Source organism: Pusillimonas sp. (genome assembly GCF_029263785.1).
Taxonomy (GTDB): Bacteria; Pseudomonadota; Gammaproteobacteria; order Burkholderiales; family Burkholderiaceae_B; genus Pusillimonas.
In genome coordinates this window covers 22,329-44,361 of sequence record NZ_JAJUFE010000017.1, presented here as the reverse complement: position 1 = coordinate 44,361, position 22,033 = coordinate 22,329, and the positions used below count along the sequence as shown (strand labels likewise).

The 22,033-nt window shown below is 58.0% G+C and carries 26 protein-coding genes; 21 read left to right on the top strand and 5 right to left on the bottom strand.

The window, feature by feature from the left end; all coding sequences use genetic code 11:
- The 4 genes from Q1J88_RS06645 to Q1J88_RS06630 form a co-directional block, all read left to right on the top strand.
- On the top strand, window positions 1-231 hold a 231-nt coding region (locus Q1J88_RS06645; RefSeq protein WP_301116802.1), incomplete at its 5' end, for a hypothetical protein.
- A gap of 12 nt (window positions 232-243) precedes the next feature.
- Window positions 244-447: a hypothetical protein gene (locus tag Q1J88_RS06640; protein WP_301116801.1), complete on the top strand. Its 204-nt coding sequence runs from the start codon at window positions 244-246 to the stop codon at window positions 445-447.
- Between the two features lie 225 nt (window positions 448-672).
- Window positions 673-1,059: a 50S ribosomal protein L19 gene (gene rplS, locus Q1J88_RS06635; RefSeq protein WP_301116800.1), complete on the top strand. Its 387-nt coding sequence runs from the start codon at window positions 673-675 to the stop codon at window positions 1,057-1,059.
- A 129-nt stretch (window positions 1,060-1,188) separates the two neighbouring features.
- Window positions 1,189-1,926, top strand: coding sequence for a CoA pyrophosphatase (locus tag Q1J88_RS06630; RefSeq protein ID WP_301116799.1), 738 nt, complete (start codon window positions 1,189-1,191; stop codon window positions 1,924-1,926).
- 57 nt (window positions 1,927-1,983) lie between these two features.
- Here Q1J88_RS06630 and rsgA read toward each other — a convergent pair whose 3' ends face one another.
- Together rsgA and Q1J88_RS06620 are read right to left on the bottom strand one after the other, a co-directional pair.
- On the bottom strand, window positions 1,984-2,901 hold the full coding sequence (gene rsgA, locus Q1J88_RS06625) for a ribosome small subunit-dependent GTPase A (RefSeq protein WP_301116798.1): 918 nt from the start codon (window positions 2,899-2,901) through the stop codon (window positions 1,984-1,986).
- Window positions 2,891-4,138, bottom strand: a complete 1,248-nt coding sequence (locus Q1J88_RS06620) for a M48 family metallopeptidase (RefSeq protein WP_301116797.1) — start codon at window positions 4,136-4,138, stop codon at window positions 2,891-2,893. The genes rsgA and Q1J88_RS06620 overlap by 11 nt, the downstream gene beginning before the upstream one ends.
- 49 nt (window positions 4,139-4,187) lie before the next feature.
- Between Q1J88_RS06620 and orn the strand changes: the two genes are divergently transcribed.
- The 7 genes from orn to Q1J88_RS06585 are packed head-to-tail and all read left to right on the top strand — an operon-like array spanning window position 4,188 to window position 10,774.
- Window positions 4,188-4,733 (top strand): oligoribonuclease, encoded by a 546-nt coding sequence (gene orn, locus Q1J88_RS06615; RefSeq protein WP_301116796.1) that lies wholly within the window; start codon window positions 4,188-4,190, stop codon window positions 4,731-4,733.
- Window positions 4,730-5,518 carry a 2-(1,2-epoxy-1,2-dihydrophenyl)acetyl-CoA isomerase PaaG gene (gene paaG, locus Q1J88_RS06610; RefSeq protein ID WP_301116795.1) on the top strand — a complete coding sequence of 263 codons (789 nt, stop codon included), beginning with the start codon at window positions 4,730-4,732 and terminating at the stop codon, window positions 5,516-5,518. Before orn ends, paaG begins: the two co-directional genes overlap by 4 nt.
- A gap of 7 nt (window positions 5,519-5,525) precedes the next feature.
- Window positions 5,526-5,972 carry a holo-ACP synthase gene (gene acpS / locus Q1J88_RS06605; RefSeq protein ID WP_301116793.1) on the top strand — a complete coding sequence of 149 codons (447 nt, stop codon included), beginning with the start codon at window positions 5,526-5,528 and terminating at the stop codon, window positions 5,970-5,972.
- Between the two features lie 8 nt (window positions 5,973-5,980).
- Window positions 5,981-7,042: a beta-N-acetylhexosaminidase gene (gene nagZ / locus Q1J88_RS06600; RefSeq protein WP_301116792.1), complete on the top strand. Its 1,062-nt coding sequence runs from the start codon at window positions 5,981-5,983 to the stop codon at window positions 7,040-7,042.
- On the top strand, window positions 7,005-8,831 hold the full coding sequence (gene uvrC, locus Q1J88_RS06595; protein WP_301116805.1) for an excinuclease ABC subunit UvrC: 1,827 nt from the start codon (window positions 7,005-7,007) through the stop codon (window positions 8,829-8,831). Before nagZ ends, uvrC begins: the two co-directional genes overlap by 38 nt.
- Before the next feature lie 19 nt (window positions 8,832-8,850).
- Window positions 8,851-9,432 (top strand): CDP-diacylglycerol--glycerol-3-phosphate 3-phosphatidyltransferase, encoded by a 582-nt coding sequence (pgsA, locus tag Q1J88_RS06590; RefSeq protein WP_301116791.1) that lies wholly within the window; start codon window positions 8,851-8,853, stop codon window positions 9,430-9,432.
- 19 nt (window positions 9,433-9,451) lie between these two features.
- Window positions 9,452-10,774, top strand: coding sequence for an MFS transporter (locus tag Q1J88_RS06585; protein WP_301116789.1), 1,323 nt, complete (start codon window positions 9,452-9,454; stop codon window positions 10,772-10,774).
- A 160-nt stretch (window positions 10,775-10,934) separates the two neighbouring features.
- On the opposite strand, the gene queF is transcribed toward Q1J88_RS06585, so the two are convergent.
- Window positions 10,935-11,756 (bottom strand): NADPH-dependent 7-cyano-7-deazaguanine reductase QueF, encoded by an 822-nt coding sequence (queF, locus tag Q1J88_RS06580; protein WP_301116788.1) that lies wholly within the window; start codon window positions 11,754-11,756, stop codon window positions 10,935-10,937.
- Between the two features lie 286 nt (window positions 11,757-12,042).
- Here queF and aceA point away from each other — a divergent pair, with 286 nt between their 5' ends.
- The 10 genes from aceA (at window position 12,043) to Q1J88_RS06530 (ending at window position 20,111) form a co-directional block, all read left to right on the top strand.
- A complete protein-coding gene (gene aceA / locus Q1J88_RS06575) occupies window positions 12,043-13,344 on the top strand; it encodes an isocitrate lyase (protein ID WP_301116787.1) in 1,302 nt (433 codons plus the stop codon).
- A gap of 190 nt (window positions 13,345-13,534) precedes the next feature.
- On the top strand, window positions 13,535-14,494 hold the full coding sequence (locus Q1J88_RS06570) for a hypothetical protein (RefSeq protein ID WP_301116804.1): 960 nt from the start codon (window positions 13,535-13,537) through the stop codon (window positions 14,492-14,494).
- 15 nt (window positions 14,495-14,509) lie between these two features.
- Window positions 14,510-14,686: a cbb3-type cytochrome oxidase assembly protein CcoS gene (ccoS, locus tag Q1J88_RS06565; RefSeq protein WP_324215698.1), complete on the top strand. Its 177-nt coding sequence runs from the start codon at window positions 14,510-14,512 to the stop codon at window positions 14,684-14,686.
- Between the two features lie 82 nt (window positions 14,687-14,768).
- On the top strand, window positions 14,769-16,280 hold the full coding sequence (gene ccoN / locus Q1J88_RS06560; RefSeq protein ID WP_301116785.1) for a cytochrome-c oxidase, cbb3-type subunit I: 1,512 nt from the start codon (window positions 14,769-14,771) through the stop codon (window positions 16,278-16,280).
- Window positions 16,281-16,293: 13 nt separating this feature from the next.
- Window positions 16,294-16,950, top strand: coding sequence for a cytochrome-c oxidase, cbb3-type subunit II (gene ccoO, locus Q1J88_RS06555; protein ID WP_301116783.1), 657 nt, complete (start codon window positions 16,294-16,296; stop codon window positions 16,948-16,950).
- Window positions 16,950-17,168: a cbb3-type cytochrome c oxidase subunit 3 gene (locus Q1J88_RS06550; protein ID WP_301116782.1), complete on the top strand. Its 219-nt coding sequence runs from the start codon at window positions 16,950-16,952 to the stop codon at window positions 17,166-17,168. The genes ccoO and Q1J88_RS06550 overlap by 1 nt, the downstream gene beginning before the upstream one ends.
- Window positions 17,161-18,078: a cytochrome-c oxidase, cbb3-type subunit III gene (gene ccoP / locus Q1J88_RS06545; protein ID WP_301116780.1), complete on the top strand. Its 918-nt coding sequence runs from the start codon at window positions 17,161-17,163 to the stop codon at window positions 18,076-18,078. Before Q1J88_RS06550 ends, ccoP begins: the two co-directional genes overlap by 8 nt.
- A gap of 10 nt (window positions 18,079-18,088) precedes the next feature.
- Window positions 18,089-19,597 carry a cytochrome c oxidase accessory protein CcoG gene (gene ccoG / locus Q1J88_RS06540; protein ID WP_301116779.1) on the top strand — a complete coding sequence of 503 codons (1,509 nt, stop codon included), beginning with the start codon at window positions 18,089-18,091 and terminating at the stop codon, window positions 19,595-19,597.
- A gap of 47 nt (window positions 19,598-19,644) precedes the next feature.
- Window positions 19,645-19,869 (top strand): FixH family protein, encoded by a 225-nt coding sequence (locus Q1J88_RS06535; RefSeq protein ID WP_301116778.1) that lies wholly within the window; start codon window positions 19,645-19,647, stop codon window positions 19,867-19,869.
- Window positions 19,866-20,111, top strand: coding sequence for a hypothetical protein (locus Q1J88_RS06530; protein ID WP_301116777.1), 246 nt, complete (start codon window positions 19,866-19,868; stop codon window positions 20,109-20,111). The genes Q1J88_RS06535 and Q1J88_RS06530 overlap by 4 nt, the downstream gene beginning before the upstream one ends.
- A 5-nt stretch (window positions 20,112-20,116) precedes the next feature.
- Here Q1J88_RS06530 and Q1J88_RS06525 read toward each other — a convergent pair whose 3' ends face one another.
- Together Q1J88_RS06525 and Q1J88_RS06520 are read right to left on the bottom strand one after the other, a co-directional pair.
- Complete coding sequence (locus tag Q1J88_RS06525) at window positions 20,117-20,845, bottom strand: helix-turn-helix domain-containing protein (RefSeq protein ID WP_301116776.1); 729 nt, start codon at window positions 20,843-20,845, stop codon at window positions 20,117-20,119.
- Between the two features lie 205 nt (window positions 20,846-21,050).
- A complete protein-coding gene (locus Q1J88_RS06520) occupies window positions 21,051-21,965 on the bottom strand; it encodes a LysR family transcriptional regulator (RefSeq protein ID WP_301116775.1) in 915 nt (304 codons plus the stop codon).
- Window positions 21,966-22,033: the final 68 nt, after the last annotated feature.

Sequence of the window (22,033 nt, the reverse complement as noted above, 5' to 3'; positions counted from 1 at the left end):
GTTGGCGCACGATGCGAGCAGGGGTGCTGTTTATGCTTCCGGGGTGGCGTTCAGGGGCGCGGCGGGGATGTTGTTCTTGCAAATAAATGCTTGCCAAAAACACTGTTGTTTCGTACAGTATCGAATACAGCTGTTCAAATAAACAGTGGTTTTAAAAACAGTGGTGTGCCGGGTTTTTCAAGCGGCCTGTGTCATGCGGGCTACGGCTTTGCGCACACCATGCAATCATAGCGAGACGACACCATGAATTCACCGCAAACTCCTGCAAAATGGCCTTTTCCTCCCGTTCAGCAGCCGCGCCGGTCGCGCTCCGGCAAGGTCGGCTCATCGTCAAGCACCAAAAAAAGCCTTAGCCGTGGCGCCATGCTGGCCGATGTTTGTCTGGTGGCCATCTGGGGCGCGACAATCCCCGGGCTCATGTGGCTGGGTTCGGCTGGCGGGTTTTAGGCATTTTTTTCTGCCTTCACCCGGCGTGGTATCCAAGGCACAGGCAAGGGTGTATAATGCTGGGTTTTGCAACGTCATCTTCTGGCGACCTAAAGTAGTACTTTCCAAGCTTATAGCCTGCAACACAGGGGCTTTTCAGCTTGGGCAGAACAAAAGCAGGGCTTTATGTAAGGCCGCTTGCTTGCAGTAATAAAAGGTCGTTTTCGATGAAATCAGGAGCCCACCGTGGACTTAATCGCAACACTCGAGCAGGAAGAAATCAACCGCCTTACCGGCGGCGAGCCCAAGCCTGAATTTGGCCCCGGCGACACCGTCGTCGTCAACGTCAACGTAGTCGAAGGTACACGCAAGCGTGTCCAGGCATACGAAGGCGTCGTCATTGCCAAGCGCAATCGCGGTCTTAATTCGTCGTTCATCGTTCGCAAGATCTCTTCTGGCGAAGCTATCGAACGTACCTTCCAGCTTTACTCACCGCAAATCGCGTCTATCGAAGTCAAGCGCCGTGGCGATGTCCGCCGTGCTAAACTTTATTACCTGCGTAGCCGTTCGGGTAAATCTGCACGCATCAAAGAGAAACTGGTTCGCCGGGCCGACAAAAAAGCAGAAGCATAAGCTCTGTTTCGCCCGTATCCAGTCACAAAGGCACCCGAGCGGTGCCTTTGTTTTTGCCGCTTTCCGTATAAATGCGTTAAATGCGGCAAAATCAGGTAAGCGCAGTCAGGGGTACTTACGATTGGAGCTATGGAGCGAAACCTACCGCATTCCCGGTCCGTCAAACGCACGGTAGTAGTACCGGGGTTCGATCCTCAAACCCAGCCCATTGTGCCGCTGTCCGATATTTTGTTGCCTTTAAACAACGCAACGTTGGAGCTGGACTTTATCCAGAAAGCGTTTACAAGCCCGGTCGATTGGCAAGTCGAACCCGTTTTCACGGAAAGTTTTCAGGCAGACACCCTCGATCTCATTGGTATCGTCCAGGCGGCTGTGTTTGTTCCTCTGGTCCAGCGCCCTGACGGCTTGCATCTTCTGTTTACCCGGCGCGCCTCGCATCTGTACGACCATGCCGGTCAGATCTGTTTTCCGGGCGGTCGAATCGAATCCACTGACCAGGACGCTGTGGCTGCGGCCTTGCGAGAAACACAAGAAGAAATCGGCGTTACATCCGACTACATACAACTTATAGGTACACAGCCAGGCTTTTTGACTTCCACCCGCTTTACCATGAAGCCGGTAATAGGGTACGTGCGGCCCGGATTCACCATCAGGCCCGACCTGACCGAAGTGGCCGAGGTGTTCGAGGTACCCCTTTCTTTTCTGATGGATCCGGCGAACCATTTTCTGCATCGCGCTCATCTGCCTGACGGAGGCCATCGGTTTTATTTTTCGATGCCCTGGAAGAACTATTTCATCTGGGGCGCTACCGCCGCCCTGATCCGTAACTTCTACCACTTCCTGTCTGCCGCCCAAAGCAAACTGTAATGCTGCGCACAAGTGGCCCCGCTGCAGATCGATCGGCCATGCGGCAGTTCAAGCATGTCAATAGCGATCTTTCTCTTCGATTTCAGACAGAATGCGCTGGTACAGTTCATGCCTTTCCGCATGTATCGTGCCCTGCTTGAGTGCCGCCAGTACGGCGCATCCGGGCTCGTGCCTGTGCGAGCAGTTGTAGAAGCGACATTGCCCGGCGTGGCGTACAAACTCGGGAAATCCGCGCTCGATATCGGCCGGGGTCAGATGATACAGGCCGAAATTCTGGAAACCCGGCGAATCGATGATGGATCCGTCTGCATTGGGCAGGTGATACAAACGGGTTGAAGTTGTCGTGTGCCGGCCCGCATCCAGGGCAATCGAGTGTTCTTGCGTCGCTGCCTGGGCTTGGGGTACCAAAGCATTCAGCAAGCTTGATTTACCCATTCCACTTTGTCCCAGCAGCAAACTGCAACGGCCGCGCAGATAGGGCAACAGGGTTGAGGCGGTAGCCGCAGTGTCCAGGGCGTGAGTAGGAACAACCGGAATCGCCGGGTCGTAAACGACAGCCAACTGCTGCAGGCGATCCCGGGCCTGCTCGAAGCCCTGCTGAATGTCGGCCTTGTTAAGGATGATGATGGGTGAAATATCGGCGTGACTGGCAGCGACCAGGGCGCGACCGATAAGCTCCATGGAAAAGGCGGGCTCAACTGCCACGACAATCAGCAACTGATCAACGTTCGCCGCGAACTGCTTGGTGCGCATGTCGTCCGAGCGATAGACCAGATTCTTTCTTTCTTTAATTTCTTCGATGACGCCTTCGGTTTCGCCTTGTAGGCGAATCACTACATGGTCGCCTACGGCAGGGCCTGATTTTTTTCCACGAGGAAAGCATTGTCGGGTGGTGCCGTCGGCAAACTCGACCGTGTAATGACGTCCGTGGGCCGCAATGATCCGGCCTTGCTTCATCGATGGATCAGGCCTCATGCCGCAACTTCTGAATGCGCAAGGCGGCGGGTGGGTGGCTGTCGTAAAAGGCCGAATGCACAGGGTCGGGCGTAAGCGTGGCGGCGTTGTCGTCGTATAACTTGACCAAGGCCGATATCAGAGCGTCGGCGGATGATTGTCGAGCAGCATATTGATCGGCCTGGAACTCATCGCGTCGCGAAAACCAGCTTGCAAGCGGAGTCACCCAAAATGTGAAGACGGGCATCGCCAGGAAGAACAAGATAAGGGCAAGCGCATCGTTGGGGCGTCCCAGTTGGGGAATGACACCCAGCCCGGTGTAAAACCACACCTGCTGCGACAGCCATCCCAGCACAGCGAAGAAGATCAGCGCAACGCCAAAGCTCACGGCCATCCGCTTGATGATGTGCCGATGTTTAAAGTGACCCAGTTCATGTGCCAGCACGGCTTCGATCTCGACGGGATTGAGCCGCGACAGCAAGGTGTCGAAGAATACGATGCGGCGGTTGCGACCGAAGCCCGTAAAGTACGCGTTGCCATGCGCCGAACGTTTCGAGCCATCCATCACGAACAAGCCGTTTAGCTGAAAGCCGCATCGATGTGCCAACGCGTTGACCCGGTCGGCAACGGTCTGATCCTGTAATGGGGTGAACTTGTTGAACAGGGGTGCGATAACGGTAGGAAAAAGCCAGATCACCAGAAAATTGAACGCGACCCATACTGCCCACGCCCACCATACCCAGTGAGGCCCGGCATTGCCCATGACCCACAGCACCAAGGCTACCAGAGGCGTTCCAAGCACCAGGGTGAGAACCAGTCCCTTGAGCAGATCGCTGGCAAACAATCCAGGTGTTACACGATTGAAGCCGAAGCGTGCTTCGAGCTTGAATTTTCGCCAGATCGCAAAGGGCAGATTGACCAGGCTGATGATGGCTACCACAGAACCGATCAGAGCCAATTGACGCCAGATTTCCGAGTCGATGGTTCGTCCCCAATACAAGTCGAGCCATTGCAGTCCCCCCAGCAGGGTCAGCGCGACAAGGACACAGGCTTCGACTACGGTTTCGACCATGCCCAGTCGAACCTTGGCCAGTGTATAGTCGGCGGCACGTTGGTGACTGCGCAGGCTGATGCGGTCTGAAAACTCGGGGGGAACCTGGTCACGGTGCCGCAGCACATGGCGCATTTGGCGCGATGCCACCCAGGCACGGGTGGCCAGATCAGCGAACAGAAAAGCGATGAACCACAGTGTAAACATATAGGCTACCGGCAGGTATGAGAAAATCCCTCTTTTAAGGAAGGATTATATGGCGGTTAATGAACAGCGTTTGGTATGGCTCGACCTGGAAATGACAGGACTCGATCCAGAAAAGGAACGCATCATCGAAGCAGCGGTCGTGGTCACCGAACCCGACCTTACTTTTGTGGCGGAGGGGCCGGTTGTTGTCATTCACCAAAGCGACGAATTGCTCAATGCCATGGACAAATGGAATACATCCACACATGGCAAGAGCGGGTTGACCGACAAGGTGCGTGCCTCGACCATTACCGAAGAGCAGGCCGAAGAACAACTGCTAGAATTTCTGACCCAATATGTGCCCGCCGGAAAATCACCCCTGTGCGGCAATACGGTTGGACAAGACCGTCGTTTCCTGGTCAAGTACATGCCCAGGCTCGAAGCATTCTTCCATTATCGCAATCTGGATGTCAGTACATTGAAGGAGCTGGCCTTGCGCTGGAAGCCCGAGGTATACCGCAGCTTTGTCAAGCAAAGCCGACACGAGGCCCTTGCTGATATTTATGAATCCATCGAAGAGCTCAAGCACTATCGCGAGCATTTCATAAAACTATGACCTACAACAATATACTTTTCGAACTTGAAGGCGGCATTGCCCGCCTGACGCTCAACCGGCCCGAGAAACTCAACAGTTTCACCGCCGACATGCATGCCGAAGTCGCTGACGCCGTCGGCCGGGTCGAGAAAGAGGGCGCCCGGGTGCTGGTTCTTACCGGAGCGGGCAGGGGGTTCTGCGCAGGTCAGGATTTATCGCAGCGGGTCGTTAAAGAAGGTGATCCGCCGCTTGACCTGGGCATGAGCATCGAAAAGTATTACGGGCCACTGGTCAAGCGCTTGCGCGCTTTGCCGATGCCGGTCGTGGTGGGTGTAAATGGCGTGGCGGCAGGGGCAGGCGCCAATCTTGCGTTGGCCGGCGATATTGTCATCGCCAAGGCGTCAGCCAGTTTCATCGAGCCATTCTGCCGTCTTGGCCTCTTGCCCGATACGGGCGGCACCTACGCTTTGCCACGCCTTGTTGGTTCAGCCCGGGCCATGGGTCTGGCCATGTTGGGCGACAAGCTTAGCGCCGAGAAAGCCGCGCAGTGGGGCTTGATCTGGGAATGCGTACCCGACGACCAGTTCGATGCCCGCTTGCAAGAGCTGGCCGCGCACTTTTCTACCGCGCCCACCAAGGGTCTGGCCGCCACCAAGCTGGCGCTGAATCAAAGCCTTGACAACACACTCGAGCAGCAGCTCGATCTTGAGCGAGACCTGATACGCGAACTTGGAACCACCGAGGACTATCAGGAGGGTGTTCAGGCCTTCCTGGCCAAGCGCGCTCCGGTGTTCAAGGGCAGGTAACAGCGCCATGGAACTTCCTCCGTCCGTCGCCATTGCGGGTATCGGCACCGATATTGTCAAGGTCGATCGTGTGCGTGGCGTATTCGAGCGTCAGGGGTTCAAGTTTGCGAACCGTATCCTGGGTGACCAGGAGCTGGCCGTGTTTCAGCGCCGATTCCAGCGCGATCCGCCACGCGGTGTGCGATATCTGGCAACGCGGTTTGCTGCCAAGGAGGCGTTTTCCAAAGCGATAGGCCTGGGCATGCATGCTCCGATGTCATGGCGTCTGATGCAGGCCCTGAACGCCCCGGGGGGGCGCCCCGTTGTCAGGCTGGATGGCGCCCTGGCCGAATGGTATTGCACACGTTATGGCGCGGCCCACATCTCTTTAAGCGACGAAAGCGATCTGGCCATGGCCTTTGTCCTGCTCGAACCGCTAGCCGATCCATCCACCGGTACTCGTAACCCAATTTGACCATCGACATGACAGCTGCTGATTCTGCCAATCAATTTCTTCCCCTGGGCCCGGTTATTGTCGATGTCGAGGGTGCATCTCTCACTGACCACGAACGGCAGCGCCTGCGTCATCCCCTGGTGGGCGGCGTCATCCTGTTTTCTCGCAATTTTGTGGGCAGGCAGGAACTGATTGAGTTGTGTCGCGAAATTCATGCCTTGCGCGATGAACCCTTGCTGATCTGTGTGGATCACGAAGGCGGACGTGTGCAGCGTTTTCGCGACGACGGCTTCACGCTGTTGCCGCCGATGTCGGCGTTTGGCGAGATCTGGATGGATGATTCCCTGGCGGCCATGCGGCTGGCCACTGAAACCGGATATGTTTTGGGGGCAGAGCTGCGCGCTTGTGGGGTCGACTTGAGCTTTACTCCCGTGCTGGATCTGGATTATGGCGTCAGCCAGGTGATAGGAAATCGCGCCTTTCACCGCGAGTCTCAGGTGGTGGCAATGCTGGCCAGGGCACTGATTCAAGGTTTGATGTTCTCGGGCATGGCGGCTTGCGGCAAGCATTTTCCCGGTCATGGTTACGTGCAGGCCGATTCCCACCACGAAATACCGGTAGACGACCGCAGCTTCGAACAGATCATGCGCGAAGACGCGGCGCCATACGGCTGGCTGGGCGACATGGTGTTGCCATCGGTAATGCCGGCCCATGTCATCTATTCGCAGGTAGACCCGAACCCTGCCGGGTTTTCACCGTACTGGATACAGACCGTGCTGCGGGACAATCTCGCTTATGATGGGGTGGTGTTTTCTGACGATCTGACCATGGAAGGCGCGACGGTTGCAGGAGACATTCTGGCCCGCGCTCAAGCGGCCCTGAATGCGGGCTGCGACATGGTGCTGGTATGTAATCGTCCCGATCTTGCCGACGAACTGCTGGCCCGTCTGAAGCACACGCCTTCGCCGCAATCACTGGCACGCATCCGGCGTCTGGTGCCGCGTCAGGCGGCGCCCGACTGGGACACCCTGCAAAGCCTTGCCCGTTATCAGTATGCCCGACAGCTTCAATCTGAAATCATTTCTGGCTGACCTGCCAAACCTGCCGGGGGTGTACCGGCATATCGACGAGCGGGACGAGGTGCTTTACGTAGGCAAGGCCAGTAACCTCAAGAAGCGGGTTTCGTCGTATTTTCAGAAGAACCTGGCCAGTCCGCGTATTGCGCACATGGTGGCGCGCGTGGCCAGGGTCGAAGTGACCGTCACGCGCTCGGAGGCCGAAGCGCTGCTGCTTGAGAACAATCTTATCAAGCGGCTGCAGCCTCGCTACAACATCCTGTTTCGCGATGACAAGTCGTATCCTTTCCTACACATAACCGGTCATGAAGCACCGCGCATCGCGTACTATCGGGGCGCCACCAGCGGCAAGGGACGGTACTTCGGGCCGTATCCCAACGCCTGGGCGGTCCGCGAGACCATTCAGATCCTGCAGCGGGTGTTTCGACTGCGCACTTGCGAGGACAGCGTTTATGCCAACCGGTCACGCCCCTGTCTGCTGCATCAGATCGCACGGTGTTCCGCACCGTGTGTCGACCTGATCTCCGCCGAGGATTACCAAGCCGATGTCGAACGTGCCATCCGCTTTCTTGATGGCCGTGCCAAGGAGGTTCTGGAGGACATCGAGGCGCGTATGCTGCAGGCGTCCGAAGCACTTGATTTTGAGCAGGCCGCGGTGCTGCGCGATCAGATGGGTGCATTGGCAAGGGTCTTGCAGCAACAGACCATGGAGCAGGTAGGCACTGACGATGTCGACATCATCGCTGTGGCGGCGTCAGGCGGACGCGTATGCGTCAATCTGGCCATGGTGCGTGGCGGTCGCCATTTGGGAGACCGGGCCTTCTTTCCCACGCATACAGATGGCGACGACCCGGCTGACGTGCTTGCAGCCTTTGTGGCGCAGCATTATGTGGATGGAGGCCTGCCGCCAGTACTGGTGTGCTCGCACAAGTTGCCTGACGCGAGCCTGATGACGCTGCTGGCCGAACAGACGGGGGTCAAGGCGCGCGTTCTGGTCCGCCCGCAGGGTATGCGACGCAGCTGGCTTGAACAGGCTCAACGCAATGCCGAGATGGCGCTGGCACGCATGCTGACCGAATCCTCTGCGCGGTCGGCACGCACCCTGGCTTTGGCCGAAGCGTTGAACCTGGATACCGACGAGACGGCACTGGCTGCCATGCACATCGAATGCTTCGACATCAGTCATACGGCGGGTGAGGCGACTCAAGCGTCTTGTGTCGTCTACAAGAACCACGAGATGCAGCCTTCTTTGTATCGGCGATACAACATCGCCGGTGTGAAGGCGGGTGACGACTATGCAGCCATGCGACAGGTGCTGACCCGTCGCTTCAGTCGTGTGGCCGACGGCCTGGCCGAACTTCCTTCTCTGGTCCTTATCGACGGGGGCAAGGGCCAGGTCGAGGTTGCACGCCAGGTGTTTGCCGAGTTTGGCCTGGACATCCAGATCATCGTAGGGGTCGCGAAGGGGGAGGGGCGCAAGGTGGGCCTGGAGACCCTCGTCTTTGCGGACGGACGCCCGCCCGTATCGCTGGGGCCCGAATCTGCTGCCCTGATGCTGGTCGCCCAGATCCGTGACGAGGCGCACCGCTTCGCTATAACCGGCATGCGGGCGAAACGGGCCAAGGCGCGAACCGTATCGCGGCTTGAAGAGATAGAGGGCGTGGGCGCACGTCGCAGGCAAAAACTGCTTGCGCGCTTTGGCGGGTTCTCTGGAGTGGTTGCGGCCAGTGTCGACGACTTGAGAGAAGTCGAGGGAATTTCCGACGAACTGGCCGAGCGTATCTATCAGGCATTGCGTACGTAGCGATGGTAGTATTGACCCTATGCCTTTGAACTTTCCGATCGTGTTGACGTGGCTGCGCATCGCCATGATCCCGTTGCTCGTGGCGCTGTTTTACGTGCCCCACGATTGGTTGCCCGCGACCACCCGCGACACCATTGCAGCCTTGGCCTTCATCTTCGCTGCCCTGACCGACTGGTTCGACGGCTGGCTGGCCCGCAGATGGAACCAGACATCTTCGTTCGGCGCCTTTCTTGATCCGGTCGCAGACAAGCTGATGGTGTGTGCGGCCCTTCTGTTGCTGCTGGATCTGAACCGGGTCGATGCTGTCATTGCGCTGATTATCATTGGTCGTGAAATCACCATTTCGGCGCTGCGCGAATGGATGGCCAAGATCGGTGCAAGTGGCAGCGTTGCCGTGCATTGGCTGGGCAAGTTCAAGACGGCCGCCCAGATGGTTGCCATTCCCTGCCTGCTGTACTGGCAAGAGCTTTACGGCGTTTCCAGCGTATGGGTCGGTCAGGTACTTATTATTGTGGCGGCGGTTCTTACCATCTGGTCAATGTGCTATTATCTGCAGCGCGCCGCGCCCCAGATACGCGACCGGACCGGTCGCAGCCAATAAGGTTGTAGAAGGTTTTATCATGGTTTCAACCACTGTCGATCAGCTTGACGACACGCCTGCCGTCAAGCGGCGAGACTGGAAGATTATCGGGCTGATCGGTGCGGGCCACTCGTGTTCTCATTTCTTCCAGCTCGTCTTCCCCACACTTTTTCTGCCGCTGGCTGCCGAGTTCGGCTACGACTTTGTTCAGTTGGGGCTGCTGGTTTCAGTCTTTTTTGTCATATCCGGCCTGGGCCAGGCCTCGTCTGGTTTTATTGTCGACCGGATCGGGCCTACACCCGTCCTGCGGTTTGGACTGGCATGCTTTGTGGTGTCGGGCGTATTGATCGGCCTGTCGACCAATTACGCCATGCTGCTGCTTGCCGCCGTCATCGGGGGCGCAGGCAATTCAGTGTTTCACCCGGTCGACTTCTCGATCATTAACCATCGGGTAAGCTCCCGCCGCCTGGGGCATGCGTTCAGCACGCACGGCTTTACGGGCAACCTGGGCTGGGCACTGACACCCGTCTTCATGACTACACTCATCCATCTTGGCAACTGGCGGGTGGCGGCGTTTGGCGCTGCGGGCCTGGTGGCTGCCGTATTGCTGCTGGTGTGGGTCGGTCGAGACCTGCTGGCCGGCCGCAATGAAACGTCTGCCAAGTCCGTGGCCGGCCTGGGCGAATCGTCATCCCGGCAAGCGGGCTCGGCTGCTGTGGACTCCACTCCGGATCTCGCGCAACAGTCGGTGGGACGTACCTTGGTTACGCTGGTGACGCAACCTGCGCTCTGGGGAGCTTTCTTCTTCTTTGCCTGCACATCCATCGCTTTTTCGGCCGTGCAGAACTATACGATCCCCATGCTTGGCGACGTCTACGGTATTGACAAGGTCATGGCCGGTACGACGCTTTCGGGCTTTATGCTGGCATCGGCGCTGGGGATGATCGCGGGTGGATTCCTGGTTGGCGCGACCCCAAACAACGAGCGAACCGTTGCGCTTTCGCTGATTGTGGCCGGTGGCCTGCTGATCGTCCTGGCCTCGGGCATGTTGATTTCGCCCTTGGCCATGGTCGCTGTCGGGCTTGCCGGATTCTGCGCCGGGGTCAGCACACCGTCGCGAGACATGCTGATCCGCAAGATCACGCCCAAGGGTGCCACCGGCACCGTGTACGGGCTTGTGTATTCGGGAATGGACGTAGGGGCGTCGCTTGGCCCAGTAGGGTTCGGGCTGATGCTGGATGCCGGTCATGCCCAAGGGCCATGGGTCGGTGCCGCACTTGCTTTTGTAGCGGCATCTGCACTGGCCATGATCATTGCCCGGTCGGTCAATGCGCGCACCGGCCCTCAGGCGCTCGTCAGCTGAATATTGCCGATGGACCTGTTACTGACTCGTCCGTTACCGTTGAGATCTGTTTCTTGCGGGAGCTGTTGCCGATGCGTGTCAATGACGGCTGTCAGGGTCGGGTGTTAGCGACGGGTGTTAACGGAGGGTGTCAACGACGGGTGTTAACGACGAGGGCCTGTTACTGACGTACTGTTCTTGCCGTGTCTACCTGCGCTGCGTGACTTGCCCGCCATGGATTGATGTCCAGTCCTCCACGCCGCGTATAGCGCGCGTAGACCAGCAAAGAACGGGGTTTGCATACCCGCCAGATGTCGCAATACATTTTCTCGACGCAGTGCTCATGAAATTCATCGTGACGGCGAAGAGACACTATGTACTTCAATAGGGTGGACCGATCGATTTGCGGCCCCGCGTAGCGGATCTGGACGGTGGCCCAGTCGGGCTGGCCCGTTACCGGGCAATTGGACTTGAGAAGGTCGGAAACCAGGGTTTCCTCAATATCGTTTGCTCCGGGCACACACTGCAAGAGGTTGGGCGAGGGTGTGTAGACGTCTATTTCTACGTCAATGTCATCAATATTGATGCCGTCCATGGGCCGGTAAACGCTTCCGGTCTGTTCGGCAAGCGTCAGAAGCTCGACCTCGACCTGTGCGCCACACGCTGCTGAAATATCGCGACGCATCCGCGCAACGACTTCCGACTGGTCTTCAAATCGCTCTTCGTTGAACGAATTCAGATAGAGCTTGAACGACTTGGATTCAACCAGATTCGGGCTGTTCTGAGGCACGGTAAACGTGGCGGTGGCAACCACCGGCTTGCCCTTTGAATTCAGCCACGAAATTTCATATGCATTCCAGATGTCTGCGCCGATCCAGTCGGGCAGGGTTCCCAAAGCCAGCCGGTTCGGTGCCCGTTCTATGGGGTAGAGCAGTGCGGCATCATAAGCCGTGGGATACACCGTGTTTTGTCCAAGCGGCGCATTGTCGAGACGGGAGTTCATGGCGTCAACCAGCAAGAAAATCAGGCCTTATTGTACCGGCCACCATTTTTTCATATGGCGAAACGTAACAACCGTCATATGAAATGGCTCTGCTGCAGGGCAGCGCAACCGTTTTCATAGTGCCAAAAATGATTTCATAATACGAAAAGAATTTCATAGTTTAATGATTTTAAAAGGAAATATTTTTAGTCTTATATAAGACATAAGTGTGTTTTGCCCCGCACAAGAGGCGTAGAATTTTCTCCATACAAGGTCTATTTTCTTTCACTCTTCAGGAGGCAACATCATGTCTACACGCGAACAACAAGTCCGTGAATTGCAGAACCATTGGGCCGAGAGCCCCCGTTGGCAAGGCGTAAAACGCGGCTATACGGCTGACGAAGTCGTGCGACTTCGTGGGTCGGTCATGGTGGAACATACCCTGGCCAAGCGTGGCTCCGAAAAACTGTGGAACCTTCTGCAGACCGAAGACTTCGTCAATGCACTGGGTGCGCTGACCGGCAATCAGGCCATGCAGCAGGTCAAGGCAGGCTTGAAGGCCATCTATCTTTCGGGCTGGCAGGTCGCCGGCGACGCCAACCTTGCGGGTGAAATGTATCCCGATCAGTCGCTATACCCCGCCAATTCCGTGCCCCAGGTGGTTCGTCGCATCAATAATGCGCTGACTCGTTGTGACCAGATTCAATGGATGGAGGGTGTCGGCCCCGGCGACAAAGGCTATGTTGATTATTTCGCACCTATCGTTGCCGATGCCGAAGCCGGCTTTGGGGGTGTGTTGAACGCCTTTGAACTGATGAAGGCCATGATCGAAGCCGGCGCCGCCGGCGTACACTTCGAAGACCAGCTGGCTTCTGTCAAAAAGTGCGGCCACATGGGCGGCAAGGTGCTTGTACCCACCCGTGAAGCAGTTGCCAAACTTGTTGCCGCCCGCCTGGCCGCTGACGTTCTGGGTGTGCCCACCTTGTTGCTGGCGCGCACGGACGCCGACGCTGCCGACCTCATCACCAGCGACGTCGACGAGAACGATCACCCGTTCATCACGGGCGAGCGCACGTCTGAAGGCTTCTTCCGTACCCGCCCCGGTATTGAGCAGGGCATCTCGCGTGGCCTGGCCTACGCGCCCTATGCCGATCTGCTGTGGTGCGAAACCTCAACCCCCGATCTTGACTATGCCCGCAAGTTCGCCGAGGCCATCCACAAACAGTTCCCCGGCAAGATGCTCGCCTACAACTGCTCGCCTTCATTCAACTGGAAGAAGAACCTTGACGACGACACCATCGCCCGCTTCCAGCGTGAGTTGGGTGCCATGGGTTACAAGTTCCAGTTCATTACGCTGGCCGGCTTCCATGCCCTCAACTACGGCATGTTCGAATTGGCTCACGGTTACGCCCGCCGTCAGATGAGCGCCTTCGTCGAGCTTCAGCAAAAGGAATTTGCCGCAGCGGATCTGGGCTTCACCGCCGTCAAGCACCAGCGCGAAGTCGGCACCGGTTATTTCGATACCGTCACGCAAACCATCGAAGGTGGCGAGTCTTCTACTACCGCGCTGACCGGTTCCACAGAGGAAGCCCAGTTCGAAGCCGCCTAGTGTGTGTGATGTGCTGGCCGGTGTAACCCGGAGCTAAAAGGAAGATGCAAGCGGCCTCAGTAGAGGCCGCTTTTTTGTCTTGGACGGTCTGCGCAGCCCGGGCGTAGAATGGTGTTCGGTACAGGAACACCTCCGCCCTTGATCTAGATCAAGGCCTTTTGTGCGGCGCAACGTTATAGTTGCCTTCATCATGCGCGTGTTCTCCATCTTTACCATCCCCGATTCGCTTGCGCCGGCTCAGCGCCTGCGCCGGCGGCACATGCTTGCGCGCCTGGGCCTGGCCTGGCTCGTCATGATGCAGGTCATGATGTTCGCCTTTCCGGGCTACCTTCGCGGCGGCTACATGAACCCCGCAGATCGCAGCTTTCTCGACAGCGCCATTGTCTTCATGAACTGGGTCAGTCTTGCCATGACACTGCCCGTTGTCTTTTACTGCGCCTGGCCCGTCTGGCAGGGCGCCGTCAAACGCATCCGACAGGCCGAGGTCAGCATGGACGTCCCCGTGGCACTGGGTATTGCGGCGGCGTTCATCCCCAGCTCTTATGCCACATGGGCCCAGCACGGTGAGGTGTATTTCGACTCGGTCACCATGTTTGTTGCCTTTCTGCTTACTGCAAGATATTTCGAACTCTGTAGCCGTCAGGCCGTGGGCAGCGGCGGATTGCACGACATCATCGAGCAGCATCGCGCCATGCTTTCGGCCAAAGCCGACCGGGTCGCCATATGGTTTACAATCGTCCAGCTTGCGGTGGCCTTTGTTGCAGGCGCCTTCTGGTATTTTTACATGCCCGATCGCGCCATTGGCATCATGGTCGCCATGCTGGTCATCAGTTGCCCTTGCGCGATGGCCATGGCGGTTCCCACCTCGATCGCCGCTGCCCACGCCAGCTTGATGGCACGGCCAACCACCACCAAACAACAACTCGGCAGCCTGGTACAGGCCAGTGAACGCGTTGCGCGTCAAAGCCTGCTGGGCGCCATGTTATGGCACGTACTCATGATGCCTTTGGCCGCCATTGGCTGGGTTCAACCCTGGCTGGCGGCCATAACCATGCTCTTGTCTTCGCTAGCGGTCGCGGCCAACGCCTGGCGGTTGTATAAGCGTCAGACGGCGCCGGCGTCCGCTCACGCAGTCGCGGTCGCGGGCTAGGTCGGCATGGAGGCCATGTACCTGCTCATCGCCATATCGGTGGTGTTTGTCGTGGCTATTGGTGTTGCGTTCTGGTGGGCGATATTCGCCGGTCAGTTTGAAGGCAGCGATGAAGCGAGTGAATCCATATTGCGCGATGACGATTCGGGTGATCAGGGCGGAGCAGACCAGGACAAAGCAAGCCACGAATAGCGGCCACCAATTCAGGCCATCCCGGCAGATGCCGGTCAAAGCGACGTATTTACTATTTTGTAGTTTGTAATAGGGGAATTCCATGGGTACTTCGGGTACTTTGGCTGACCAGCCGGAAACCTTCAACTATGGCGTGGTCAGGCAGTTCACGATCATGACCATATTCTGGGGGATAGTGGGCATGGGTGTGGGCGTGCTCATCGCCGCACAACTCATCTGGCCCGAGCTTAACTTCAACACGCCCTGGCTCAGCTATGGCCGTCTGCGTCCTGTGCATACCAATACGGTGATCTTCGCCTTTGGCGGCACAGCGCTGTTTGCGACGTCGTACTACGTGGTACAGCGCACCTGTCAGGTTCGCCTGTTCTCGGACAAGCTTGCCTCGTTTACCTTCTGGGGTTGGCAGCTGGCATTGGTGCTGGGTTTCATCACCTTGCCCATGGGGTTTACCACCACCAAAGAATACGCCGAGTACGAATGGCCCATTGATATCCTGATTGCGCTCGTATGGGTGTCGTATGCCGTGGTGTTTTTTGGCACGATTGCCAAGCGTCGCGTAAAACATATCTACGTCGCCAACTGGTTCTACGGCTCTTACATCGTCACCATTGCCGTACTGCACATCTTCAACAACATCGAGATTCCAGTCTCGCTGTGGAAGTCGTACTCGGCCTACGCCGGCGTGCAAGATGCCATGGTGCAGTGGTGGTACGGACATAACGCCGTCGGGTTCTTCCTGACCACCAGCTTCCTGGGCATGATGTACTACTTTGTGCCGAAACAGGCAGATCGCCCCATCTATTCGTACCGTCTTTCCATCGTGCACTTCTGGGCGCTGGCATTCACGTACATGTGGGCCGGTCCGCACCACTTGCACTACACTTCGCTGCCCGACTGGACACAGGCACTGGGCATGGCGTTCTCGCTGATCCTGCTGGCACCGTCGTGGGGCGGCATGATCAACGGCATCATGACCCTGTCCGGCGCATGGCACAAGCTTCGCACCGACCCGATCCTCAAGTTCCTGGTCACGGCACTGTCGTTCTACGGCATGGCCACGTTCGAGGGTTCGATGATGTCCATCCGTACGGTGAACGCGCTGTCGCACTACACCGACTGGACTGTCGGCCACGTACACGTTGGCGCGCTTGGCTGGGTGGCCATGATCACCTTTGGTTCGCTGTACTACATGATTCCTCGACTGTACGGTCGCACCTCAATGGCCAGCGTCAAGCTCATTGAACTGCACTTCTGGCTCGCCACCATTGGCGTTGTGCTCTACATCAGTTCGATGTGGGTGGCCGGCGTGATGCAGGGTCTGATGTGGCGCGCCACGGGGGCGGACGGCACGCTTACCTACAGCTTTGTTGAAGGTGTCGCCGCCACGTATCCGCTTTATGCCATTCGTCTGCTGGGTGGCCTGTTCTTCCTGAGCGGTGTGTTCATCATGGCCTGGAACACCTATCGCACCATCAAGGGACAGCCCAAGCCCAACCCCGTGGTTTACAAGTACAACCCGGACAGCACCGACCCCGCTCTGGTGGGGCCCGCATTACCGCAGACGGCGCCCGCTACCGCCAAAGTGGTCGCTTAAAGGAAGTCTTGACATGGCAAGTAAACAGAAAAAACGCTTCAGTCACGAACTGCTCGAGACGAACATCGGCTTGTTGATCTTCTTCAGCGTGCTCGTGATCTCCATCGCGGGCCTGGCGCAAATCATCCCGTTGTTCTTCCAGCACTCCACCACTCAGCCGGTTGAGGGCGTCAAGCCATACGAGGCGCTGCAACTGGTGGGGCGCGACCTGTACATTCGCGAGGGTTGCGTCGGCTGCCACTCGCAGCAGATCCGCATGCTTCAGTCTGAAGTGCAGCGTTACGGTCCGTATTCGGTCGCCGGTGAATTCGTGTACGACCACCCCTTCCTGTGGGGGTCCAAACGTACCGGCCCCGATCTGGCCCGGGTTGGACAACGTTATTCCGACGATTGGCATCGCATCCACCTGCGCGACCCCCGCGCTGTGGTGGCCGAGTCCAATATGCCGGCTTACCCCTGGCTGCAGCACAACTCGGTCGAAGGTGTCGACGTGCAGGCGCGCATGCGAGCGCTACGTTACCTGGGCGTGCCGTACACCGACGAAGAAATCGAGGCAGCTCCCGAAGCCCTCAAGGGCAAAACCGAAGAAGACGCCATGGTTGCTTATCTGCAAAGCCTGGGTGTAGCAGGACGCCAGGCAGCAGCCGACATCATGGCCGGAGAACCCTGATGTCTACATTCAACGGTATCGCGACCCTCATCGCTTTGCTGACCTTCATCGGCATCGTGTGGTGGGCATTCTCGCGGGGTAGAAGCAAGGCAAACCGCGACGCGTCGATGCTGCCGTTTGCGCAGCCCGACGAAGTGGAGCAGGCCGCCAAGAAAGAGCAGGCCGAAGACCAGGCGCGCGAAGCAGAACAGAAGAAACAAGGGGAGTCTCATGAGTGACTTTTTCAACAGTGGCTGGAGCTATTACATTGCAGCCATTGCATTGGGCGGCATTATTTTTTGCGTGTGGCTGCTCTTTACGCAACGTGCCTGGCTGGGCAAGGAAGTCAAGCAGGTCGAGAACACAGGTCACGTCTGGGACGGCGACCTGTCCGAGCTCAATAACCCGGTGCCCCGCTGGTGGACCGTGTTCTATCTGGGCCTGTGTATTTTCGCCCTCGGTTATTTGCTGCTGTATCCCGGCCTGGGCAGTTTCCAGGGCCTGCTCAACTATTCATCCGCCGAGGCTGTACGCGAAGCACAGCGCGCCCAGGCCGAGCAGATCGCCCCGGTCTACGCCCGCTTCGAGGACATGAGCATCCCCCAGATTGCCGCCGATGCCGAAGCCCAGCAAATAGGTCAGCGCCTCTTTCTGAACAACTGCGCGCAATGTCACGGCTCGGACGCTCGCGGCGGCCCGAGTTTCCCCAACCTGGCTGACCGGGATTGGCTGTATGGTGGTTCACCCGAGCAAATCCAGCAGTCAATCACCAAAGGCCGTCATGGTGTCATGCCGCCGTGGCGCGGCACGATCAGCCCCGCCGAGGCATCCGACATTGCGCAGTATGTCCGGTCGCTGTCCGGCCTGGCTGCCGACCCCTTGCGGATCGTGCCAGGCAAACGCGGCTACGACTCTTACTGCGTGGCCTGTCATGGTGCCGAGGGCAAAGGCAATACCGCTTTGGGTGCGCCGAACCTCACTGACAACATCTGGCTGCATGGCAGCTCGGAAGCCACCATCGTCGACATTATCCTGAATGGGCGCGAGAACCAGATGCCCGCTCAGGAGCGCATCCTCACTCCGCAGCAGATTCGAATGCTGACAGCATGGGTGTGGGGCCTGACGAATGAGGGCGAACGCGCCGACTGAAGAGGACCACATGAACACCGAAAGCAGTAAACCTTCTCCCTCGGGCGGTTCGCAAGGCGGTCAGGCTTCTCCGGCCTGGCGTCCGCAGGTTGTTTCGCGCCGCCAGAAGGGCACGTCTCCCCAGGTTGAGCAAGCCCTGGCAGATGTCCGCAGCAAGGTTTATCCGCGTTCGGTATCTGGCATCTATGCGCGCTGGCGCGTCATCATGGTGTTTGTCACCCAGATCATTTTCTATGGCCTGCCGTGGCTGCAATGGCAGGGACGCCAGGCCGTGCTCTTCGATCTGGGCGCCCGAAAGTTCTATATTTTCGGCATGGTGCTCTGGCCGCAAGATGTCGTCTATCTTGCGGTCCTTCTGGTGTTGTCAGCATTTTCGCTGTTCCTGTTTACCGCGATGGCGGGGCGCCTGTTCTGCGGTTATGCCTGTCCACAAACGGTATACACAGAAATCTTCATGTGGGTCGAGCGCAAGATCGAAGGCGATCGCCTGGCTCGCATTCGTCTGGACGAGCAACCCTGGAATGCCCGCAAGCTGGGCCTCAAGGCTGCCAAGCACTCCATCTGGGTCCTGATCGCATTCTGGACGGGCTTTACCTTCATTGGTTACTTTGCTCCCATCCGCGAACTGGGTGCCGGTCTGCTTGCCTTGTCGCTGGGGCCGTGGCAGTGGTTCTGGATGGTGTTCTATGCCTTTGCAACCTGGGGCAACGCAGGTTTCATGCGCGAGGCCGTTTGCAAGTACATGTGTCCGTACGCACGCTTTCAAAGCGTGATGGTCGACGACGACACATTTGTCGTCACGTACGACTACAAGCGCGGTGAGCCGCGTGGCGGGCGTTCCAGGCGTATCGATCACAAAGAAGCAGGGATGGGCGACTGCGTCGATTGCACCTTGTGTGTTCAGGTATGCCCTACCGGCATCGATATCCGCGATGGTCTCCAGTACATGTGCATAGGCTGTGGTGCCTGTGTCGATGCGTGTGACCAGGTCATGGAGAAAATGGATTACCCCAAAGGGCTCATCCGGTATACCTCGGGCAGTGCCATTACCGAAGGTCTGACGCAAAGTCAGGTACGACGCCGCCTGCTGCGACCGCGAGTCATTGCGTATACCTTGTTGTTGTTGGTGATTGCCGTGGGCCTGGTTGTGTCGCTGGCGACGCGCAGCACGCTGCGCATGGACGTCATCCGCGACCGCGGAGCGCTGGGTCGTGAAGTGGCCGGGGGACAGATCGAGAACGTGTACCGCCTGCAAATCATCAACACGTCCGAGTCTCCACTGACGCTGACCCTGGATGCAGACGGCTTGCCGGGCATCGTGGTGATGCCGGCCGACCATCCCGAGCGCCAGTTGGTCGTCGAGGGCTCAGCAAACCGGCTCGTTCCCGTGGTGGTGCGGGCTCCGGCGGCTGAATCCGAACCTGGGCTGTATGATATCGAGCTGAAACTGACGGCGGTGTCTGATCAGGGGCGTGAAACCGTGGTTACCGAGGCCACGAGTTTCTATATTCCACGCTGATCGCATCTGCCCAAGGAAGGTCGTACGAAGCAATAACGAGGCAAAGCATGAGTGAGACAAAGAAAAGCAATCCATGGTGGCGTGAACCCTGGCCATGGATCCTGATGGCAGGCCCCGCCGCCGCCATCGTGGGATGCGTCATTACCATTGGGCTGGCAGTACAGAACTTTGCCGATCAGCCCATTACCGACGGTGGCAGCAAGCGCGGCCTGGTCATAGAACGCAGCGCGGCGCCGGCCGCAGGTGCTCCTGCTGTGGAGGATGCATCATGAAATGGCGTTCACTGATGTGGATACTCTGGCCGTCGTTTCTGGTTGGTGCAGCCACCAGTGCCACTGTTTTCGCCCTGGTCGATCCACTCGATATCCCCATTTTCGGTTCCATCGAACTCAGTCGCCAGCAGATGTATGCCGGCGGTTTCTTTTTATTCTGGCTCATGGCGGCATTGTCGAGTTCGCTAAGCCTGTACATGGCCCCCAGCGCACCCGAACCCGATCCGCTTGATACTTACTAGGCGAGCTATTCGCACTCGATGCCCGACACCTGCCGCAAGGTCGGCAGGTCGAGCAGTTGCACTTCGCGCTGATGGATCCGGATCAGGTTTTCGCGCGCAAACCGCGAAAAAAGCCGACTGACGGTTTCGAGTGTAAGCCCCAGGTAGTTGCCGATCTCTTCGCGGCTCATTCGAAGAACGAACTCGTTGGGTGAGTACCCCAGCGCGGAAAGGCGCTGCGACAGGTCGAGCAGAAATGCCGCCAGGCGTTGCTCGGAACGCAGAACCCCAAGTGCCACCACCAACTGCTGTGATCGCTTGATTTCTTCGCTGCTGAGGCGGCGCAGCTGGTGCTGCACGGCGGGCACGTGGGCTGCCACGCGATCCATGTCTTCGATGCGCGCCACGCATACTTCGGTGTCTTCCAGCGCAATGGCGTTCGACAACTGGGTGGTATTAAGAAAGCCGTCGATGCCGACCACTTCTCCCGGCAGCAGAAAGCCGGTGACCTGTACCTGACCGACGGCGTCTTCGAGCTGGGTCTTGATGGAGCCGGACCGGATGCCATAAATAGCGGTGGCAGGATCGCCTTGATGGAAGAGCGCGGCACCTTTGGGTATGCGGATACGTTCGCTTACAACTTCGTCGAATTTGACGATATCGTTGCTGTTTATGCCCAGAGGCAGGCACAAGCTGTTCAACATGCAAGTCGAACAGCGGGTCGACTCGGGCGAAAGCGATATTCTCTTTTGCATACGCATCCTGGTAACCGCTGAAGATTTTTATTCTTTTGGTACGGCCCTAGTCTGATTGTACTAGTTTTCCAAAAGAGACACGTTTTGTCGCGTTGTTTTGTCGGCCCCTGGGTATCTAATGTTGCACCCTTGAGCCTCTAATGTTTTCTCCTCGGGCCTCTAATGTCGCCCCCCCTTGGGTCTCTAATGTCGCCTCCTTGGGCCTCTAATGTGTCGCCCAATAGCTGTCCTGCGAATAGGTGGCCCGCAGCAAGTCAACCAGGGCGCGGACGCGCAGGGGCAGATGCTTTCGCTCGGGCAACATGGCAAAAATGCCGTTGGCCGGCGCGGCATATTCGTCCAGAACCGTCACCAGCCGGCCCGTTGCCAGATCTTCGCGGATCTCCCAAAGAGACCTCCAGGCCAGGCCGTGACCTTGCAATGTCCACTCGTGCAGCACCGATCCGTCGCTACAGGACATCGTGCCCTTGACCCGTACCGGCCTGACCTGGCCGTCAGCATGGCGAAACAACCATCCGCGCGCCTGGTTGTTGCCCTGGTCACCGAACGCCAGGCAGTTGTGGCGGGCCAGATCGTCGGGTGTGCGGGGCGAACCATGCAGTGCGAGGTAGGAGGGCGCCGCGACAACGACACGACGATTGTCGGCCAGTCGCAGGCCAATAATGCTGGAATCGTCGAGGTCTCCGATACGAATGGCGCAGTCATAACGCTCTTCGATCAGGTCGACGAGGCGGTCTGTCAGGTCGAGCGATACGGTAACTTTAGGATTGTTGCGCAGAAACTCAGGCAATAGCGGGGCTACGTGCCGACGACCGAAGCCCGCCGGGGCGCTGATGCGCAGATGGCCACTAGGCTGCTCACTGCCCTGGGCAACGCGATTTTCGGCGTCGGCCAGCTCTCGCAAAATGCGCTGCGCTTCGTTGAACAGCAACATGCCTTCTGCGGTAAGAGAAAGCCGCCGTGTTGAGCGAACCATCAGCTTGATGCCCAGTCTGGCCTCAAGGGCATTCATCCGGCGGGCCATCATGGCCGGCGCTACGCCTTCGGCGCGGGCTGCGGCCGATAAACTACCCAAGGTGGCAACAGATACAAAGCTTTCGAGCTGCCTGAATTTTCCCATTGAACTGCTGTCTCCCTACAAAAATTCTTTCCTGGTTATCCGAGTAATGTTCTTTCCTGGCTATCCGA

Bases quoted from the DNA above. Each gene is read 5' to 3' on its own strand.
- Q1J88_RS06640 (WP_301116801.1), top strand. From the start codon at position 244: ATGAATTCACCGCAAACTCCTGCAAAATGGCCTTTTCCTCCCGTTCAG.
- Q1J88_RS06630 (WP_301116799.1), top strand. From the start codon at position 1,189: ATGGAGCGAAACCTACCGCATTCCCGGTCCGTCAAACGCACGGTAGTA.
- rsgA (WP_301116798.1), bottom strand. From the start codon at position 2,901: ATGAGGCCTGATCCATCGATGAAGCAAGGCCGGATCATTGCGGCCCAC.
- Q1J88_RS06620 (WP_301116797.1), bottom strand. From the start codon at position 4,138: ATGTTTACACTGTGGTTCATCGCTTTTCTGTTCGCTGATCTGGCCACC.
- orn (WP_301116796.1), top strand. From the start codon at position 4,188: ATGGCGGTTAATGAACAGCGTTTGGTATGGCTCGACCTGGAAATGACA.
- paaG (WP_301116795.1), top strand. From the start codon at position 4,730: ATGACCTACAACAATATACTTTTCGAACTTGAAGGCGGCATTGCCCGC.
- acpS (WP_301116793.1), top strand. From the start codon at position 5,526: ATGGAACTTCCTCCGTCCGTCGCCATTGCGGGTATCGGCACCGATATT.
- nagZ (WP_301116792.1), top strand. From the start codon at position 5,981: ATGACAGCTGCTGATTCTGCCAATCAATTTCTTCCCCTGGGCCCGGTT.
- uvrC (WP_301116805.1), top strand. From the start codon at position 7,005: ATGCCCGACAGCTTCAATCTGAAATCATTTCTGGCTGACCTGCCAAAC.
- pgsA (WP_301116791.1), top strand. From the start codon at position 8,851: ATGCCTTTGAACTTTCCGATCGTGTTGACGTGGCTGCGCATCGCCATG.
- Q1J88_RS06585 (WP_301116789.1), top strand. From the start codon at position 9,452: ATGGTTTCAACCACTGTCGATCAGCTTGACGACACGCCTGCCGTCAAG.
- queF (WP_301116788.1), bottom strand. From the start codon at position 11,756: ATGAACTCCCGTCTCGACAATGCGCCGCTTGGACAAAACACGGTGTAT.
- aceA (WP_301116787.1), top strand. From the start codon at position 12,043: ATGTCTACACGCGAACAACAAGTCCGTGAATTGCAGAACCATTGGGCC.
- Q1J88_RS06570 (WP_301116804.1), top strand. From the start codon at position 13,535: ATGCGCGTGTTCTCCATCTTTACCATCCCCGATTCGCTTGCGCCGGCT.
- ccoS (WP_324215698.1), top strand. From the start codon at position 14,510: ATGTACCTGCTCATCGCCATATCGGTGGTGTTTGTCGTGGCTATTGGT.
- ccoN (WP_301116785.1), top strand. From the start codon at position 14,769: ATGGGTACTTCGGGTACTTTGGCTGACCAGCCGGAAACCTTCAACTAT.
- ccoO (WP_301116783.1), top strand. From the start codon at position 16,294: ATGGCAAGTAAACAGAAAAAACGCTTCAGTCACGAACTGCTCGAGACG.
- Q1J88_RS06550 (WP_301116782.1), top strand. From the start codon at position 16,950: ATGTCTACATTCAACGGTATCGCGACCCTCATCGCTTTGCTGACCTTC.
- ccoP (WP_301116780.1), top strand. From the start codon at position 17,161: ATGAGTGACTTTTTCAACAGTGGCTGGAGCTATTACATTGCAGCCATT.
- ccoG (WP_301116779.1), top strand. From the start codon at position 18,089: ATGAACACCGAAAGCAGTAAACCTTCTCCCTCGGGCGGTTCGCAAGGC.
- Q1J88_RS06535 (WP_301116778.1), top strand. From the start codon at position 19,645: ATGAGTGAGACAAAGAAAAGCAATCCATGGTGGCGTGAACCCTGGCCA.
- Q1J88_RS06530 (WP_301116777.1), top strand. From the start codon at position 19,866: ATGAAATGGCGTTCACTGATGTGGATACTCTGGCCGTCGTTTCTGGTT.
- Q1J88_RS06525 (WP_301116776.1), bottom strand. From the start codon at position 20,845: ATGCAAAAGAGAATATCGCTTTCGCCCGAGTCGACCCGCTGTTCGACT.
- Q1J88_RS06520 (WP_301116775.1), bottom strand. From the start codon at position 21,965: ATGGGAAAATTCAGGCAGCTCGAAAGCTTTGTATCTGTTGCCACCTTG.